Annotated in this window: 15 protein-coding genes; 9 read left to right on the forward strand and 6 right to left on the reverse strand. The window is 38.8% G+C overall.

Annotated features, from left to right (window positions below):
- The first annotated feature begins 3 nt into the window (after window positions 1-3).
- Window positions 4-1,155: a phospholipase A gene (locus B554_RS0115565; protein WP_019458771.1), complete on the forward strand. Its 1,152-nt coding sequence runs from the start codon at window positions 4-6 to the stop codon at window positions 1,153-1,155.
- A 43-nt stretch (window positions 1,156-1,198) separates the two neighbouring features.
- On the opposite strand, the gene B554_RS0115570 is transcribed toward B554_RS0115565, so the two are convergent.
- From B554_RS0115570 to ilvA, 3 genes are all read right to left on the reverse strand, one after another.
- Window positions 1,199-2,536: a TrkH family potassium uptake protein gene (locus B554_RS0115570; RefSeq protein ID WP_019458772.1), complete on the reverse strand. Its 1,338-nt coding sequence runs from the start codon at window positions 2,534-2,536 to the stop codon at window positions 1,199-1,201.
- A gap of 18 nt (window positions 2,537-2,554) precedes the next feature.
- Window positions 2,555-3,205: a potassium channel family protein gene (locus tag B554_RS0115575; RefSeq protein WP_004701301.1), complete on the reverse strand. Its 651-nt coding sequence runs from the start codon at window positions 3,203-3,205 to the stop codon at window positions 2,555-2,557.
- A gap of 144 nt (window positions 3,206-3,349) precedes the next feature.
- Window positions 3,350-4,897, reverse strand: a complete 1,548-nt coding sequence (gene ilvA, locus B554_RS0115580) for a threonine ammonia-lyase, biosynthetic (RefSeq protein WP_171057802.1) — start codon at window positions 4,895-4,897, stop codon at window positions 3,350-3,352.
- 101 nt (window positions 4,898-4,998) lie between these two features.
- Here ilvA and rpiA point away from each other — a divergent pair, with 101 nt between their 5' ends.
- Window positions 4,999-5,670: a ribose-5-phosphate isomerase RpiA gene (gene rpiA, locus B554_RS0115585; protein WP_004791976.1), complete on the forward strand. Its 672-nt coding sequence runs from the start codon at window positions 4,999-5,001 to the stop codon at window positions 5,668-5,670.
- Complete coding sequence (locus B554_RS0115590; RefSeq protein ID WP_019458774.1) at window positions 5,670-6,350, forward strand: SprT family zinc-dependent metalloprotease; 681 nt, start codon at window positions 5,670-5,672, stop codon at window positions 6,348-6,350. Before rpiA ends, B554_RS0115590 begins: the two co-directional genes overlap by 1 nt.
- On the opposite strand, the gene B554_RS0115595 is transcribed toward B554_RS0115590, so the two are convergent.
- The gene (locus B554_RS0115595; protein ID WP_019458775.1) at window positions 6,347-7,864 is read right to left on the reverse strand and encodes a hypothetical protein; all 1,518 of its coding nucleotides are present in this window, start codon (window positions 7,862-7,864) and stop codon (window positions 6,347-6,349) included. The two genes, B554_RS0115590 and B554_RS0115595, sit on opposite strands and share 4 nt — an antisense overlap.
- 183 nt (window positions 7,865-8,047) lie before the next feature.
- On the opposite strand from B554_RS0115595, the gene argC reads away from it, so the two are divergent.
- The 6 genes from argC to B554_RS0115625 all read left to right on the forward strand — a co-directional run bounded on the left by argC (window position 8,048) and on the right by B554_RS0115625 (window position 14,494).
- Window positions 8,048-9,103, forward strand: coding sequence for an N-acetyl-gamma-glutamyl-phosphate reductase (gene argC / locus B554_RS0115600; RefSeq protein WP_019458776.1), 1,056 nt, complete (start codon window positions 8,048-8,050; stop codon window positions 9,101-9,103).
- Between the two features lie 75 nt (window positions 9,104-9,178).
- A complete protein-coding gene (locus B554_RS0115605) occupies window positions 9,179-9,937 on the forward strand; it encodes a DUF6776 family protein (RefSeq protein ID WP_081400416.1) in 759 nt (252 codons plus the stop codon).
- 9 nt (window positions 9,938-9,946) lie between these two features.
- A complete protein-coding gene (clpS, locus tag B554_RS0115610; protein WP_001260033.1) occupies window positions 9,947-10,360 on the forward strand; it encodes an ATP-dependent Clp protease adapter ClpS in 414 nt (137 codons plus the stop codon).
- 9 nt (window positions 10,361-10,369) lie between these two features.
- Window positions 10,370-12,646, forward strand: coding sequence for an ATP-dependent Clp protease ATP-binding subunit ClpA (gene clpA, locus B554_RS0115615; RefSeq protein WP_019458778.1), 2,277 nt, complete (start codon window positions 10,370-10,372; stop codon window positions 12,644-12,646).
- A gap of 3 nt (window positions 12,647-12,649) precedes the next feature.
- Window positions 12,650-13,012 carry a YnfA family protein gene (locus B554_RS0115620; RefSeq protein ID WP_019458779.1) on the forward strand — a complete coding sequence of 121 codons (363 nt, stop codon included), beginning with the start codon at window positions 12,650-12,652 and terminating at the stop codon, window positions 13,010-13,012.
- Between the two features lie 426 nt (window positions 13,013-13,438).
- The gene (locus B554_RS0115625; RefSeq protein WP_019458780.1) at window positions 13,439-14,494 is read left to right on the forward strand and encodes a 3-deoxy-7-phosphoheptulonate synthase; all 1,056 of its coding nucleotides are present in this window, start codon (window positions 13,439-13,441) and stop codon (window positions 14,492-14,494) included.
- Between the two features lie 50 nt (window positions 14,495-14,544).
- Here B554_RS0115625 and B554_RS0115630 read toward each other — a convergent pair whose 3' ends face one another.
- Together B554_RS0115630 and B554_RS0115635 are read right to left on the reverse strand one after the other, a co-directional pair.
- Window positions 14,545-15,462, reverse strand: a complete 918-nt coding sequence (locus B554_RS0115630; RefSeq protein WP_019458781.1) for an alpha/beta fold hydrolase — start codon at window positions 15,460-15,462, stop codon at window positions 14,545-14,547.
- Between the two features lie 2 nt (window positions 15,463-15,464).
- Window positions 15,465-16,025 carry a PadR family transcriptional regulator gene (locus B554_RS0115635; protein WP_019458782.1) on the reverse strand — a complete coding sequence of 187 codons (561 nt, stop codon included), beginning with the start codon at window positions 16,023-16,025 and terminating at the stop codon, window positions 15,465-15,467.
- Window positions 16,026-16,037 lie beyond the last annotated feature (12 nt).

Genomic DNA, 16,037 nt, shown 5'->3' on the forward strand with positions numbered 1-16,037 from the left:
AACATGGCGTTCAGACAATTTGAACGCACATCATTACAGCTAAGTATGGGAACCCTGCTTAGCTGTTTATGTGCGTCGGTGGCATATGCTGACACCTTAGCCCCTGTAAAACCTGCGACCGTAGATGCATGTGTTGCCCTTGCTTCAAATGCTGATCGCCTAGCTTGTTATGACTCTGTATTTAAACCCTCGGCTTTGCCCGCTCTGCAAGCTGCAGCAGTCCCAGAGCCTGTTAAAAAAGTTGATCAGCCTGCTGTTCAACCTGAAACATTTAAAGAGAAGATTGTAAATACGGTTAGTAATATAAAAGTAATAGGGAAGGCTCCAAAAATTGAGCCTACCACTTCTTTACTAGACCAACGGTGGGAGTTATCTGAAAAGAGTAAGCTTGGTGTTTGGAATATTCGTGCTTATCAGCCTGTTTATTTACTACCTGTATTTTGGACTAGTGATAAAAATGAATTTCCAAGTAGTCCAAATCCCAATAACACTGTTAAAGAAGCTCAAGATTTGAAATCTACGGAAACTAAATTTCAAATTTCTTTGAAAACGAAAGCTTGGGAAAATATTTTTGGCAACAATGGTGATTTGTGGGTGGGGTATACGCAATCTTCACGTTGGCAGACATTTAATGCTAAAGAATCTCGTCCTTTCCGTGAAACGAACTATGAGCCTGAAGCAAGTTTAATGTTTAGAACAAACTATGAGTTGCTCGGTTTAGATGGTCGTTTATTAGGTGTAACTTTAAATCACCAGTCAAATGGTCGTTCAGATCCTTTATCTCGTAGCTGGAACCGTGTCATTTTTAATGTGGGCTTAGAGCGTGGTAACTTTGCTGTCATGCTTCGTCCTTGGGTACGCATTAATGAGGCTGCCAAAGATGATAACAACCCTGATATTGAAGACTATGTTGGGCGTGGGGATTTAACTGCTTTTTATAAGTGGAAAGATAACGATTTCTCGCTAATGCTACGCCACTCTTTAAAAGGTGGTGATGACTCTCATGGTGCAGTTCAGTTTGACTGGGCATTCCCAATTAGTGGTAAGTTACGTGGTCACTTTCAGCTATTTAATGGATATGGTGAAAGCTTAATTGACTATAACCACCGCGCAACTTATGCAGGTTTGGGTGTTTCACTCATGAACTGGTACTAAGTTCAAGCTGATAAAAATGCCGCTGTAAAAGCGGCTTTTTTTATTAACCAATTTGAATGTTGGCCTGAGGATGTTTGAGACGACTCTTTTTAGGTGTGGCGATCAAATATGCCAGAGTTAAAGGTCCAAGTCTTCCTGCAAACATAAGTAGGCTTAAGATAAACAGGCTACCATTGTGTAAATCTGGGGTAATACCACGAGAAAGTCCAACTGTGCAGGCTGCCGATACCACTTCAAATAATAAGTTCATAAAGTCAGCTTTCGGTTCTAAAAGCAAAAGTATGAAGAACCCAATAAATATAAGAATGCTGGTAATTGCAGTAACTGCTAAGGCCTTATAAGTAGTTTCATGAGAAACAGAATGATTGAAGACTCTAATTTCATCTGTACGCCTTAGAAATGAAAGTACACTTAAAACCAATATCGCAAAGGTTCCTACCTTAATACCACCAGCGGTACTCAGTGAGCCGCCACCAATAAACATGAGTAGCATCATAACCAATGAACTACTATTGGTCATTGCACCTGTATCAATAGTATTAAACCCTGAAGATCGTGGAACAGTTGCTTGGAACCAAGCATGTAAAGCTTGATCGCCTACACTCAGCATTCCTAATGTATGTGGGTTCTGCGCTTCTAGAGCCCAGATTAATATGAAGGCGACTAAATTAATAATCGCTATTGTTGTAAGTATTAGTTTGCTATTGGGGTTTAGTTTTTTCCACTTTTTATTCTGCTTGATATCCATCAAAACTAAAAAGCCAAGTCCACCTAAGATATAAAGTAAACTCACTGTTAGGCAGATGACATAGTTGTTTTGGAACCCCATTAAACTATTATTAAATAAAGAAAAACCCGCATTGTTAAATGAAGAAATACTATAAAAAATTGCATAATACAAACCGCGAGCAAAACCAAACGCAGGTGTAAATGCAGTCGTAAGAATTATGGTTCCGATCAATTCAAAAAGAAAAGTATAGGCGACAACACCTTTTGCAACAAAGGTCACTTTAGAGAGGCTGGTTTGACCAAGACTGTCTTGAGCCATCATTTGCTGCTTAAGGCCAACTTTCGGTGATAGACTTAGTGCAGCCAAAATTGCAAAAGTCATGAAGCCTAAACCACCTGACTGAATCAGTAATAAAATAATGACTTGCCCAAAAAGTGTAAAAGATTGATGAATATTTAAAACAGATAAACCTGTAATCGTAACCGCTGAGGTTGCTGTAAATAATGCATCCATCCAGCTGACATGTCCGTTATTGGCAATAGGAAGCTTAAGCAACAATGTGCCGAATATAATAAATGCTAGAAACCCTAACGCTAATAAAGATGGAGGACTTAAATTCAGTGTTTTGTGTGGCTTAGGTTTAAGAGACATATTTTCTAGTTCGTTTTCTTATGAGAAACAATGTGAGAGTTTTTTAAGCTGCTGTAAATGACCTTCCAAAATAATAATATCATGCATTTTTAAGGTAAAAGTCTCATCAGTTTCAAATAGAATTTGCTGCTGTCTTTTTACAAGTAGTGTTTTAACCTGTGGTGCTTGCTGCATAATTCCATACAAGTTAATACCATTTAATTTCTCGGGAATATCAATTTTCACAATATAGTGATCATCATCTAAAGACATGTAACGACTCACCATAGGGTAATTGAGTGCTTGCGCAACACGTACGCCCATGTCTTCTTCAGGATGAATGATTTTATTGATATTGAGGTGAGATAAAATTGTATGATGGGCTTTAGTTTTTGCTTTTACCCAAATTTTATCAATACCGAGATTTTTTAAATTCAGCACACATAAAATACTGGCTTCAATATCTTCACCTATTGCAACGACAACTGCATCACAATTTTGAATGTTTAATTCATCTAGTACATGTTCATCTGTAGCATCAGCAATGACCGCATGAGTTAAAACATCGGCAAGGTTCTCTACATTCTTTTTGACTGTATCAATGCCAATAACATCATGATTTAATTTTGTGAGTTCTTGAGCAACTGTTGCTCCAAAACTTCCCAAGCCGATGACCGCGAACTGTGCCATAAATAACCTTTTATACTTAATTAGGGCTTTATTTTTAATGAAATTTTCTTTGAGATAAAGACAAGCAATGTAAATATAAAAAATATTGAGCTTAAATCATAAAAAAGCCGACAAATTTGCCGGCTTTTTTATCAAAATAAAAGATTATTTCAAGAAGCGCTTATAACCCACATTGTCAGTAATTTCTGCATATGGATAGCTAATTTGCTCTAGAGTTTCGATTAAGCCATCTGGATTCTGTTTCGCATCTGTTGCTTGTAAGCCAACTAATACGCGGCCTTCAGCAGCACCGTGGTTTCGGTAGTGGAATAGCGTAATGTTGTGGGTTGGGCCTAAACGAGTTAAGAAGGTGAGTAATGCACCTGGACGTTCAGGGAACTCAACACGGAACAATCTTTCATCATCAAGATTGGCATGACCACCAATCAAGTAACGAATATGCAATTTAGCAACTTCATCATCAGATAAATCATCGACAACATAATTTTGCTGTTTAAGTTGCTCTAAAATTTCATGGCGTTCAGCATCGCCACCTTTTAAGCTAATACCCACAAACACTTGTGCTTCATCTGTGTTATTTGCGCGGTAGTTAAACTCGGTAATATTGCGGCCTTGTAGGGCACGGCAGAAACCTAAGAATGCGCCTTTTTCTTCAGAAAGCGTAACCGCGTAAATTGCTTCACGTTGTTCACCGAGTTCAGTACGCTCTGCAATATAACGTAAACGGTCAAAGTTCATGTTGGCACCACAAACAATCGACACCATGTTTTTACCGCTAATTTTATGCTCAGCTACATATTTTTTAATACCAGCTAACGCCATTGCGCCTGATGGTTCAACAATGCTGCGGTTTTCATCAAAGGTATCTTTAATTGCGGCACAAATTTCATCTGTATTTACAGTAACAATGTCAGGTTCAACAATTGGGCCAGAATTATCTGACTTGCGAAGACGAATAATATCAAACGGCAAAGCACCAATTTGGGCAACTGCTGTACCATCTGCAAATAAGCCTACATGTGGTAGCACTACACGTTCATTGGTTTCTAAAGCTGCTTTTAAGCAAGCAGACTCTTCATATTCAACACCAATTATTTTTACATGTGGTGCAACTTCACCTAGATAGGCTGCTACACCAGCAATTAAACCACCGCCACCTACAGCAACGAATACATATTCTACATCGCGCCATTGGCGTAAGATTTCATTCGCAATAGTACCTTGACCAGCAATAACCAGTTCATCGTCATAAGGAGGAATAAAAACTAATCCTTCTGCTTCGGCACGTTGTTGAGCATATTTGTTTGCAATATCAAAGCTATCGCCATGCAATACAACTTGGCCACCTAATCGCTTAACTGCCTGAACTTTAATATCAGGAGTAGTGCTTGGCATAACAATAATTGCTGGAATGCCTAAACGTTGACCAGACAATGCCACGCCTTGCGCATGGTTGCCCGCAGATGCACAGATTACACCACGCTCAAGTTGGTCTTTCGGTATTTGACTAATACGGTTATAAGCACCGCGTAATTTAAAAGAAAAAACTGGTTGTAAATCTTCACGCTTAAAACGAATTGTATTATTTAATTTTTGACTAATTCGTGGAGCTGCTTCGAGAGGTGTTTCAATTGCAACATCATAAACCGTTGCTTGTAAAATTTGTCGTACCACACGAGACAGCATGTTCATCTTCCCTATAACAGTTTAAAATAGGAAATTATTGTAGCAAACCCTTGTGCATTTGCGCCGATTATTGGCGCATAAATGTCAAAAAATAGTTGAGTGATGTAATGAGCCTATATGCAACCCAAGATGAAAAGAAACAAGCTGCTGCGAAAGCTGCTTTAAAACACTTACCCAAAGGTGGCATTTTAGGGGTAGGAACCGGTAGTACTGTAAATTTTCTAATTGATTTGTTGCCTGAATTACAGTTAGAAGCAGCGGTAGCAAGTTCGCAAGCAACAGCAGATCGTCTTAAAAAATTAGGTATCGAAGTGGTTGATATGAACCATGTAGGTGGCTTAGATGCCTATGTGGATGGTGCAGATGAAATTGATCGTCATATGCATATGATCAAAGGCGGCGGCGCAGCATTAACTCGTGAAAAAATTGTAGCTTCAATTGCTAAAAAATTTGTATGTATTGTTGATGATTCGAAATGGGTAGATCAACTTGGTCGTGATTTCCCATTACCAGTAGAAGTAATTCCAATGGCGCGTTCTGCTGTAGCTCGTAAATTGGTCAGCTTAGGTGGTGATCCGGTTTATCGTGAAGGTGTGGTGACAGACAATGGTAATGTTATTTTAGATGTATTTAATTTGAACATCTTAAACGCAATTGATTTGGAAAAGACCATCAACAATATCCCAGGTGTTGTAACTAACGGTATTTTTGCGTTAAACCCTGCAACTATTGCAATTGTTGCGACAAATAATGGTATTGAAGAGCGTACTGCACAGTAATGTCTGTGGAAATGCCAGAAATTAAAATTGTTCGTCACGTAAGGGCAAGAAAATTGCGCTTACGTGTTGAGCCTGCCTCTATACGACTGACTGTCCCGCTATTTTGTAGCAAGAAACAGATTCAGCAGTTTTTGGCTCAGTCTGAACAATGGTTGATCGAGACGTGGAGTAAACAGCAATACGTTCAATCAGCATCCGTTGAGATTCCTTCAGAAATTTCTTTTTTCAATAGAGAACAGCCTTTTCAAGTTGTTGTACAAAAGCAACATCGCATTTTTCAGTTTGATTGGGAAAATAATTATTTATTCATTAAAGACCAACAACCTTATCAAGCTTTACAAAATGCCGTGATTGCTTATGCCAAACAAGAGTTACCAGCATTTTTGTCAGAGCTTAGCCAAAAAACTCGGTTGAGTTATGCAGAGTGTGCTATCCGACGTCCTAAAACTCGTTGGGGAAGTTGTAGTAGTCAACATAATATTATGCTGCATGCAGGCTTGGTTCTTATGCCAGCCCAAATTACCCGTTATGTTTGCATTCATGAGTTAGCACACACCAAACACTTCGATCATAGCCCTGCATTTTGGGCCGAAGTTGCAAAGTTCGACCCCAACTATATGCAGAACCGCAGAAAATTAAAAGCCAATCCATTGCCTGCGTGGTGGTATATAACAGCTTAGCTAAAGCTACATTCCAATTGTTTTGTTTGTAATACATCTGGGGCTTTGCGGCTATCAAGGCCAGCTTGGGCGTTGACAATTTTATTGGCTTTAATATGTAACTGTATAAAATTATATTGCTGCGTTGAGTTGTTTGGTTCAGATGAGCTTGAGTTAAGTAAGTAACTATAACTTGCAGCATCTGTTTGCAGTAAGTTGTCTGTACTATCCGCACTCAATGCAGAACGATAAATCTGAGAACCTTGAATTAACTCAATTTGTCCATTTGCACGGAAATTAAGTTGGCAGCCTGATGCGCTGTTCTCATAGTGACCGACTAAATAGTCTGTGGCAGGTAGTTTAGGGTCAGCTATATTGATGCTGATCAAACCTTGTTTACATGGATAAGCCGAACCATTACAAGTCGCCGTAATACCACTAAAACCAACAGCACGTCGATAATCACCCGCACCATCTATACGGAAAAAATCAGTCGTATTTCCAGAAGGCACAACCCCAGAATAGAGTTTTTTCTGCAAAAGAGCATATCCTGTTTGGTCTAAACTGGACTGACTTTGTGAATCTGCCAGTTGCAACGTGGCAGCTTTTAAATTAGCAGCAAAATAATCACGAGTTACTTTTTGATTGGCTGCAATGTCCAAAAGCGTATTTTTTACAGGATCAATATTATCTGGTGAAGGGTTAAAAATAGGTGTCATGGCTGTATTATCACCAATAAGTTTTTTGCCATCTAAATATCCATCTTTTAAATCGGTTGCAAGGCTATTTGTAAGTTCTTGATAAGCGTTCGTATTGCTGTGGATCGTATTCCAATATTGTAAATATCCAAAGCTAAGATAGCTGTCCACATAAGTACTGGGTTGCTTTGTTGAATACTGTAATAAATTTAGAACAGTCAGAGGGCTAGCTGGACTCAAGCTTGGTATGGCTGCATCTTTAAACGCACTAATAAGAGCTGTGTAAACATCTTGAGAAGCCAAGTCAGCATGAGATACTTCAATTAAGTTCGGATTTATAGTTTCTTGCGGCAGTTGACCTGATCGGATTACAGCACGTTGATAAATTGCTTCTGAAGTTGGACTAATCAGTTGAGTTTTATTACTGATTGAGCTTGGGGTAATAAAAGCGTGATAAACACCAGAAATACTTTGATATTTAGAATTAATCGGGTCAAATACTTGAGATGAAGCCTGAGTTATGACTTCAACTCGATAAAGACGGTTCAATTTAGTACTTGGAAGTTTAATATTATAACTTGTTAAACTCGCAACTTGGGTATCAATCAAAATACTATTATCGGTATTGTCATAGACCTTAAGTTGAACATTACGCATTTCGACAGGGGTTTTAAGTGTGAAATCTGTCGTAACTTCAGGAGTTGGAACAGTAGGTGTCGTTGTATTAGATGAACCGCTACTACTGCCACCACCACATCCCACAAGGGCTGCGCTTAAAATTAAAGTACTAAGGCCGAGATAAGTGCGCAACTTTGTTTGTTTTGATTGATCAAGCATCCTAGCTCTCCAAAAATGAATCTGGTATTTATTTACTGATATTTGTTTGGTTCTGACAGACCAGCAAGTGCTATGTAATTAACGCTAAAAAATAAAAAAATTAAAATTACCAAGCATGAAATGGTTTTGTAAGCCTGGACATCCTGTCATACTACCGCAAGTATAGATTCAATATTTGAGGTAATGCACGTGATTTCTGTCGGAATTGTTGGTGGAACTGGTTATACAGGCGTTGAACTATTACGTATTTTATTACGACATCCAAAAGCGCAGGTTCGAGTTCTGACTTCACGTACAGAAGCAGGCAAACCAGTTGCTGATATGTTCCCAAACTTACGTGGGCATACAGATCTTCAATTTTCAGATTTAAACATTGATGGATTAAAAGAATGTGATGTTGTATTCTTTGCGACCCCACATGGTGTTGCGATGCAACATGCAAAAGATTTGATCGAAGCAGGGACCAAAGTTATTGATTTGGCAGCGGACTTTCGCCTGCAAAATCTTGAACAGTTTGAAAAATGGTATGGCATGGAACATGCGTGTCCAGATGTACTAAAAGATTCTGTTTATGGTTTAACTGAGTTAAATCGTGAAAAAATTAAACAGGCTCAAGTCATTGGTAATCCAGGTTGTTATCCAACAACTGTTCAATTAGGTTTGGCTCCACTTTTAAAATCTGCACAAGCATTGATTGAAACTAAAAACATTATTATTGATGCTAAATCAGGGGTTTCAGGTGCTGGCCGTAAAGCGAGCTTAGGCATGATTTACAGTGAAAATGCCGATAACTTTAAAGCGTATGGTGTTGCAGGTCACCGTCACCATCCAGAGATTGTCGAAGCATTAGAAAATATTGCGGGACAGAAAGGCGGGTTTGATGGTCTATTATTTGTACCGCATTTGGTGCCAATGATTCGCGGTATGTTGAGTACAATTTATGTGGACTTGACAGAGACAGGTAAGCAAACAGACTTACAAGCTTTGTATGAAAACTTCTATGCAAATGAAAAATTTGTAGATGTTATGCCTACAAACAGCTCACCTGAAACACGTAGTGTACGTGGAGCAAATGAGTTACGTATTGCTTTGTATAAACCACAACCAAATAAACTCATTATTTTGGCGGCGCAAGATAACCTTGTAAAAGGTGCATCTGGTCAAGCTGTACAAAATATGAACCTTATGTTTGGTTTTAATGAAGACGAAGGCTTACAAGGGATTGGTTTATTACCATAAAAAACTCTTTTTTGCTTCACACACATTTAAATTTCGATTTAAATGTGTGTCTTGACTCTGATCTTAAACACTGAGATGACGATGCAAAACTCGGAACAGACGACTTCTGTAGAAAGTTCGTTGCAAAAGAAAAAATTTTTAAACACTAATAAGCCTTTGTTTATTGGTGCCGCTATTTTAATAAGTGGTTGTTTTGCGCTCGGCTATACAATTGGACACCGTCAAGGTTTAACTGTTGTAGGTTACGATGCAGATGCAGAGCAATTGGTTGAAGTAGTGCAAAAGCAAAAAACAGCGTTAGATGCAGTCAATAAAAGCCTGAACGCTGCTGTACAAGAGCGTGATGTTGCTGTTACAAATGCGAATGATCTGTTTACAGCACTGAATCAAACAAAGGCTGATAAAACACAACAAGAAGGTATGAGTAATATCTACCGAGAAATTTTAAGACAACGCGGTGGTTTAAGCTTAACGATTCAAAATTTGGCAATTAAGCCATTACCAGAAAATGCTTATGAATATCAGCTTGATCTGGTACAAGTGAGTCCAAGTAAACGCCGGGCTTCTGGCTCAGTAGAGATTAGGCTGATTAAAGATACAGAAGTTTTGGTTGTGCCGCTTGAAGATAAGAACTTTAACTTCACTGATTTTGAGCGTTTAACAGGCCGTTGGACCATGCCTAAGGGTTTCACACCTCAGTTTATTGAAGTGCGTTTAACGGGTGGTTCTGATACACCTGTGATTAAGCGTTTTAGTTGGCAGCGTGGTGCACCTGTCGAAACACCTTCTGCTTTTGTTGCAGAAATTCCCCAAGCTGAAGCAAATTCACAATAGTAACATCATATGCGAACAAATAAGCGTCAAACAAATTTAAAAGATATTAAGGCTTCTTTTCAGCAGTCTGGCTATGTCGATTGGCACTTCAATCCACGCTTAAGTGATTCGCAAAACGAAGATCATGATGGAGAGGTTGTTGTTCAAACAGCACCTCCCGAACTCAAGCGTCCGCCCTTATATGCAGTAGTATTATTGAACGACGATTACACACCAATGGACTTTGTAATTGAAATTTTACAACAATACTTTGCAATGAATCTTGACCAAGCAACTCAAGTAATGCTAACAGTACACTATGAAGGTAAAGGTACTGCCGGGGTATATCCAAGAGACATCGCGGAAACCAAGGCAAACCTTGTTAATAATTACGCTCGATCGCAAGGTCATCCATTACTTTGCCAGATTGAGCCTAAAGCATAAGGGGGTCACATGCTCAGTCGTCAATTAGAAGTATCATTACGTTTGGCTGTTAGCATGGCTCGTCAAAAGAGACATGAGTTTCTTACAGTTGAACACTTACTATTAGCCTTACTCGATAACGATTCGGCTGTGAATGCATTAAAAGCATGCGGAGCTGATATTGTTTCTTTACGTAAAGAATTAGAAGAATATGTAGAACAACATACTCCTAAGCTTGGCGAAAATAGCGAGCAAGCTCCACATCCAACTGAAAGTTTCGACCGCATTTTGCAACGTGCAATTTTCCACGTTCAATCGAGTGGTGGTGATCGTACTGTTGAAGGTGCGGATGTTTTGGTCGCAATGTACTCAGAGCGTGATTCTTTTGCTGTTTATTTACTTAAACGTCATCAAATTAATCGTTTGACTTTGACTCAATACTTGTCTCATGGGACGCGTAAAGACGAAGTTCAGGTTGAAGAAGAAGTTGAAGACATTGAGGGTGAAAGCAATTCAGGCAATGCAGGGCCATTGGAACTTTATACGCTCAATTTAAATGTTGAAGCGCAAAAAGGAAAAACAGACCCACTTATTGGCCGTGAAAAAGAAATTGAGCGTACAGCGCAAATTCTTTGCCGCCGTCGTAAAAACAACCCATTGCTAGTGGGTGATCCAGGTGTAGGTAAAACTTCCATTGCAGAAGGCCTTGCTTGGCTCATCGTAAATGGTAAAGCACCAAAACCACTGAGCAATGCAGAAGTCTATAGTCTCGACATTGGCGCATTGGTAGCAGGTACAAAATACCGTGGTGATTTTGAAAAACGTTTAAAACAATTGCTGAATGCTTTGAAGAAAAATCCAAACGCGATTTTATTCATTGATGAAATTCATATGATTATTGGTGCAGGCTCAAGTATGGGCAGCACTATGGATGCATCGAATCTCATTAAACCAGCTTTGGCAAATGGTACTTTACGTTGCATTGGTTCAACGACTTTCCAAGAATATCGTCAGGTATTTGAAAAGGATCATGCGTTATCTCGTCGTTTCCAAAAAATTGACGTAAATGAACCAAGCATTTCTGAAACTATCGATATTTTACGTGGCTTGAAAACTAAGTTTGAAGATTTCCACCACGTACAGTATGACGACAAAGCTTTGGTTTCTGCGGTTGAGCTTTCTGCGAAATTTATTAATGATCGTTTCTTGCCAGATAAAGCAATTGATGTCATCGATGAAGCAGGTGCACAACGCCGCTTAAAAGCAGAAACTGAAGACAGCTTAATTACTGTAGAAAATATTGAAGACATCGTTTCTAAAATTGCGCGTATTCCGCCTAAGACTGTGTCTAAAGATGATAAATCAGTACTTGAAAATCTTGAGCGTGACCTAAAACGTGTTGTATTTGGTCAAGACGAAGCAATCACTGCATTGGCTTCTGCAATCAAGTTGTCACGTGCTGGTTTGAAATCACCAGACAAGCCTGTGGGTAGCTTTGTATTTGCTGGTCCAACCGGTGTTGGTAAAACTGAAGTCACTAAACAATTAGCGAAATTGCTAGGCGTTGAGCTTGTTCGTTTCGATATGTCAGAGTATATGGAGCGTCATGCTGTTTCTCGTTTAATTGGTGCTCCTCCAGGTTATGTAGGTTATGACCAAGGTGGCTTGCTCACAGATGCGATCCATAAAAATCCGCATTGTGTCTTGTTGCTTGATGAAATTGAGAAAGCGCATCCTGATGTGTTTAATCTGTTGTTGCAAATCATGGACCATGGTGCGTTGACAGACAATAATGGCCGTAAATCTGACTTCAGAAATGTCATTATTGTATTGACCACAAACATTGGTGCAGAAAGTATTTCACGTGCAAGCATTGGATTTACAGAGCAAGATCATAGCTTAGATAACCAAGATGCAATGAAGCGTGCATTCTCACCAGAGTTCCGTAACCGTTTAGACAGTGTTATTCAGTTTAAAGCTTTACCAACCACAGTGATTGAATCTGTTGTTGATAAATTCTTAACAGAATTACAAGCACAGTTAGATGAAAAACGTGTGGTTCTAGATGTAGATCAAAGTGCGCGTGACTGGTTAGCAACCAATGGTTATGATCGTTTAATGGGTGCTCGCCCAATGCAACGTCTCATTCAAGAACACTTGAAGAAACCATTAGCTGAAATGATTCTGTTTGGTGAACTTGCAGATCATGGCGGTAATGTGGCGGTATCAGTGAAGAAAGAAGATGGCAAAGCAGTTGGTCTTAAACTTGAAGTTTTTGAAGATCACCATACGGCAGAACCTGCTTAATCTATGTTAATTGATAGTCTTTCTATAACCCGAATACTCAGTGTGTTCGGGTTATTTATTATTACTGCCATCGCTGAGATATTAGGTTGTTACTTTCCTTATCTTATTTTGAAAGAAGGGAAGTCTGCTTGGTTATGGTTGCCAACAGCCTTAAGCTTGGCTCTCTTTGTTTGGTTGCTTACATTACATCCCGCTGCCTCTGGACGAATTTATGCGGCCTATGGGGGTATTTATATTTTTACCGCGCTGATGTGGCTACGTTTTGTCGATCAGGTTGCTTTAACGAGATGGGATATTTTGGGTGGGTTGATTGTACTTTGTGGTGCCAGTTTGATTATTTTACAGCCGCAAGGATTAATCCGTTAATTATGAAAGTGGCCAGTTAAGTTTTAAGTGAAAAAGTAAGAAATATTTTCGCAAAAAACACTTGTCAAACTCATCAACAATGCGTATTTTAGATTTAAGGAACATTTTTTAATATTTGAGATAAAGATGTTAAATCAATCTGTGAATTCTAACGCTTACTTTTATTTCTGGCAATTTAGATAGTTGCCTGAGCGTATTCGGGCACGAAAGTTGCCCATCACAGTTAATACCTGATCGGCAACCCCGATCAGGTTTTTTTATGCTTTATCTTTTTCAAATCGAGGAACTCAAAATGAACAACATGACTTATTCATACTTTAGCAACTTTTATTGGTTTTACTTTTGCCTACCTTTGCCAACGAATAGATCCAAAACGCTTAAATAAATGATCGGACTGATTCGGTTTCAGTCCAAAGGAAAAGACCAATGAATGCTTTAAATACTCTACTAACTCAAAGTAATACAAAAGAAACACCAGTTAGTTTACCTGTCCAGTTAAAAGCTAAATATCCGCTTGTGCAGACCTTCGCACGTCAAATTGCAGAACACCGCCAAATTATTCAAAATATCCTTGCTGGTAAAGATCAGCGCTTAATGGTTATTACAGGACCATGTTCAATTCATGACCCAGTTGCGGTTCTTGAATACGCAGAAAAACTGCAAAAATTACAAGAAAAAGTAAAAGATCAAATATTCATTGTAATGCGTGCTTATATTGAAAAGCCGCGTACAACTGTAGGTTGGAAGGGTTATATGTATGATCCAAATCTTGATGGATCATCTAATCTACAATTAGGTTTAGAAAAATCACGTGAGCTTTATTTACAAATTATTGAAAAGGGTTTGCCGATTGCGAGCGAAATTCTAAGCCCAATGGCAACGGGTTATTTTGATGATTTATTGGCTTGGGGTGCAATTGGTGCTCGTACCAGCGAGTCTCAAATTCACCGTGAAATCTCAAGTCACATGCCATACAGTATTGGTTTCAAGAATGGTACAGATGGCTCAATTCAAATTGCTTTAGATGCTATTCAGTCGGCACAAAATGAGCATCAGTTTCTTGGTATGAATCAGCAAGGTTTACCTTCTGTCATTCAGAGTGCTGGTAACCCATTGCCACACTTAATTTTGCGTGGAGCGAATCATGGTCCTAATTATGATTTAGCTTCAATTCAGGCAATACGGGAAAAACATAAACAAAATCTTCCTGCATTAGTCATTGACTGTAGTCATGGCAACAGTGGTAAAGACCCTTTGCGTCAGCCAGAGGTTTTGCATCAAATCGTTGCTGAACGATTAAAAACTCAAGTAAAGGGTGTCATGATTGAAAGCCATTTAGTTGATGGTAATCAGAAGATTTCGTGTGAAATGACTTATGGTCAGTCTGTAACAGATGGTTGTTTAGGATGGGATAAAACTGAACAACTTTTGTTAAATGTTGCTGAGCAATTAAAAGAAAATGAGTTAGCTCATTCTGCTTAATGATTTATTGGTTTAAAAAAGGATCTGTTTTAGCAGATCCTTTTTTTATTTTAAGAAGCTTGTTTAAGCTCAGACAAGAACGTCGTGATTTCATGACCGAATTTTTTCGGTTCAGTTAGTAATGGCGTATGGCCTGATCGTTCGAAATAAATTGCTTTTGCATGTTCAACGCTGTGTGCAATAAGTGTTTGACCAGTTTCTGGGTAAAGTGTCGAATTACGCCCAATAAAGAAAGTTGTTGGGCACTGTAGTTGCTGAAGCGCTTCACGATAATCTTCATTGTGAAAAAGATAATTTTCGACATACCAAAATAAATAATCTAATCGCTGAATCGGCAGCAAATACTTCTGTAAAAAAGGTTGTTTTAATGCAGTTTTAAAAACAAAAGGACTAAATGGATTGCTACTTTGCAATTCAATAAAATCTACCCATAAGCGTACCAATTCTTGGCGGTCTGGAAGCGCTAATTCATAAAGATACTTGGCATTTTTGTGCTTTGATAATAATTGATAAATATCATTGAGTAGTTTTTTGAATTGGGCATGTAAAGGGCCGAATAAGCCATATTGCCATGTCGAATCTACAGATATTTTTGGTGTTTGATCTATGTGTAAATACGCTTTTAACTGCTGTGCAAGATGGGCATGCTTCATACCATGCATTGCAGTGGTGGCACCCATTGAGTAACCCATTAAAATAAAGTTCTCAAGTTTTAGTTGCTCAATTAAATGAGCAACATCTTGCCAGTGACTGGATATGGCGTCTTGGTCGGGAATTGCACAATTTTTTGAACCGCCAAAACCACGCCAGTCAGGAATAATAAACTCGTATTCTTTACGATTTGCATAGATAAAAGGTAGCCATTGCCAACTCTGCATACCTAATCCAGATAATACTAATACCGGTTCACCACGACCAACACGGCGTACAAATAAACTTTCCTGATCGGGCATGGTGTAATAAGGCATGTTTATTCTCCAGATACGTTATCTTGAGCAAAAAGTTTTAATTGAGGAATGACTTGTTCTAACCATTTGATCCACTCAGTCTCCATGGTAATACCGAGTTCCAAGATCATTTTGTGGATATATAGCACTCGATTATTCAAGTCATGGTTATCTTTAAAATCTTTATCATAAATACTTTGATAAAGCTTAAGCTTTTCTTTGTGTAAACCAAGATGTCGCAATAGTTCGGGCAATATTTGATTATTGCTCAATTGTGCTTCTGCACGCAATCTTACCATTAAGTCATCTCTAAGCTGTGCAGGTTCACTTTGCTGTGTCATCCATGAAGCCAGTTCTATACGCCCAAGTTGTTCGACCTGATAAGTTTTTTTTCGGCCACTATCCATCTCATTTTCTAAAGTAGAGACCCAGCCTTTTTTAAGCATGTTATTGAGTTCACGATAAATTTGCTGATGCGTGGCATTCCAAAAAAAGCCCATAGAGCGGTCAAAACGGCGAGCGAGTTCAAAGCCAGTGCTTGGACGTTCTAGTAAGCTGGTTAGTAAAACATGGGGAAGTGACATGGCAATCCGTTT

The organism is Acinetobacter sp. GG2 (genome assembly GCF_000292385.1).
In the GTDB taxonomy this organism is placed as follows: domain Bacteria; phylum Pseudomonadota; class Gammaproteobacteria; order Pseudomonadales; family Moraxellaceae; genus Acinetobacter; species Acinetobacter seifertii.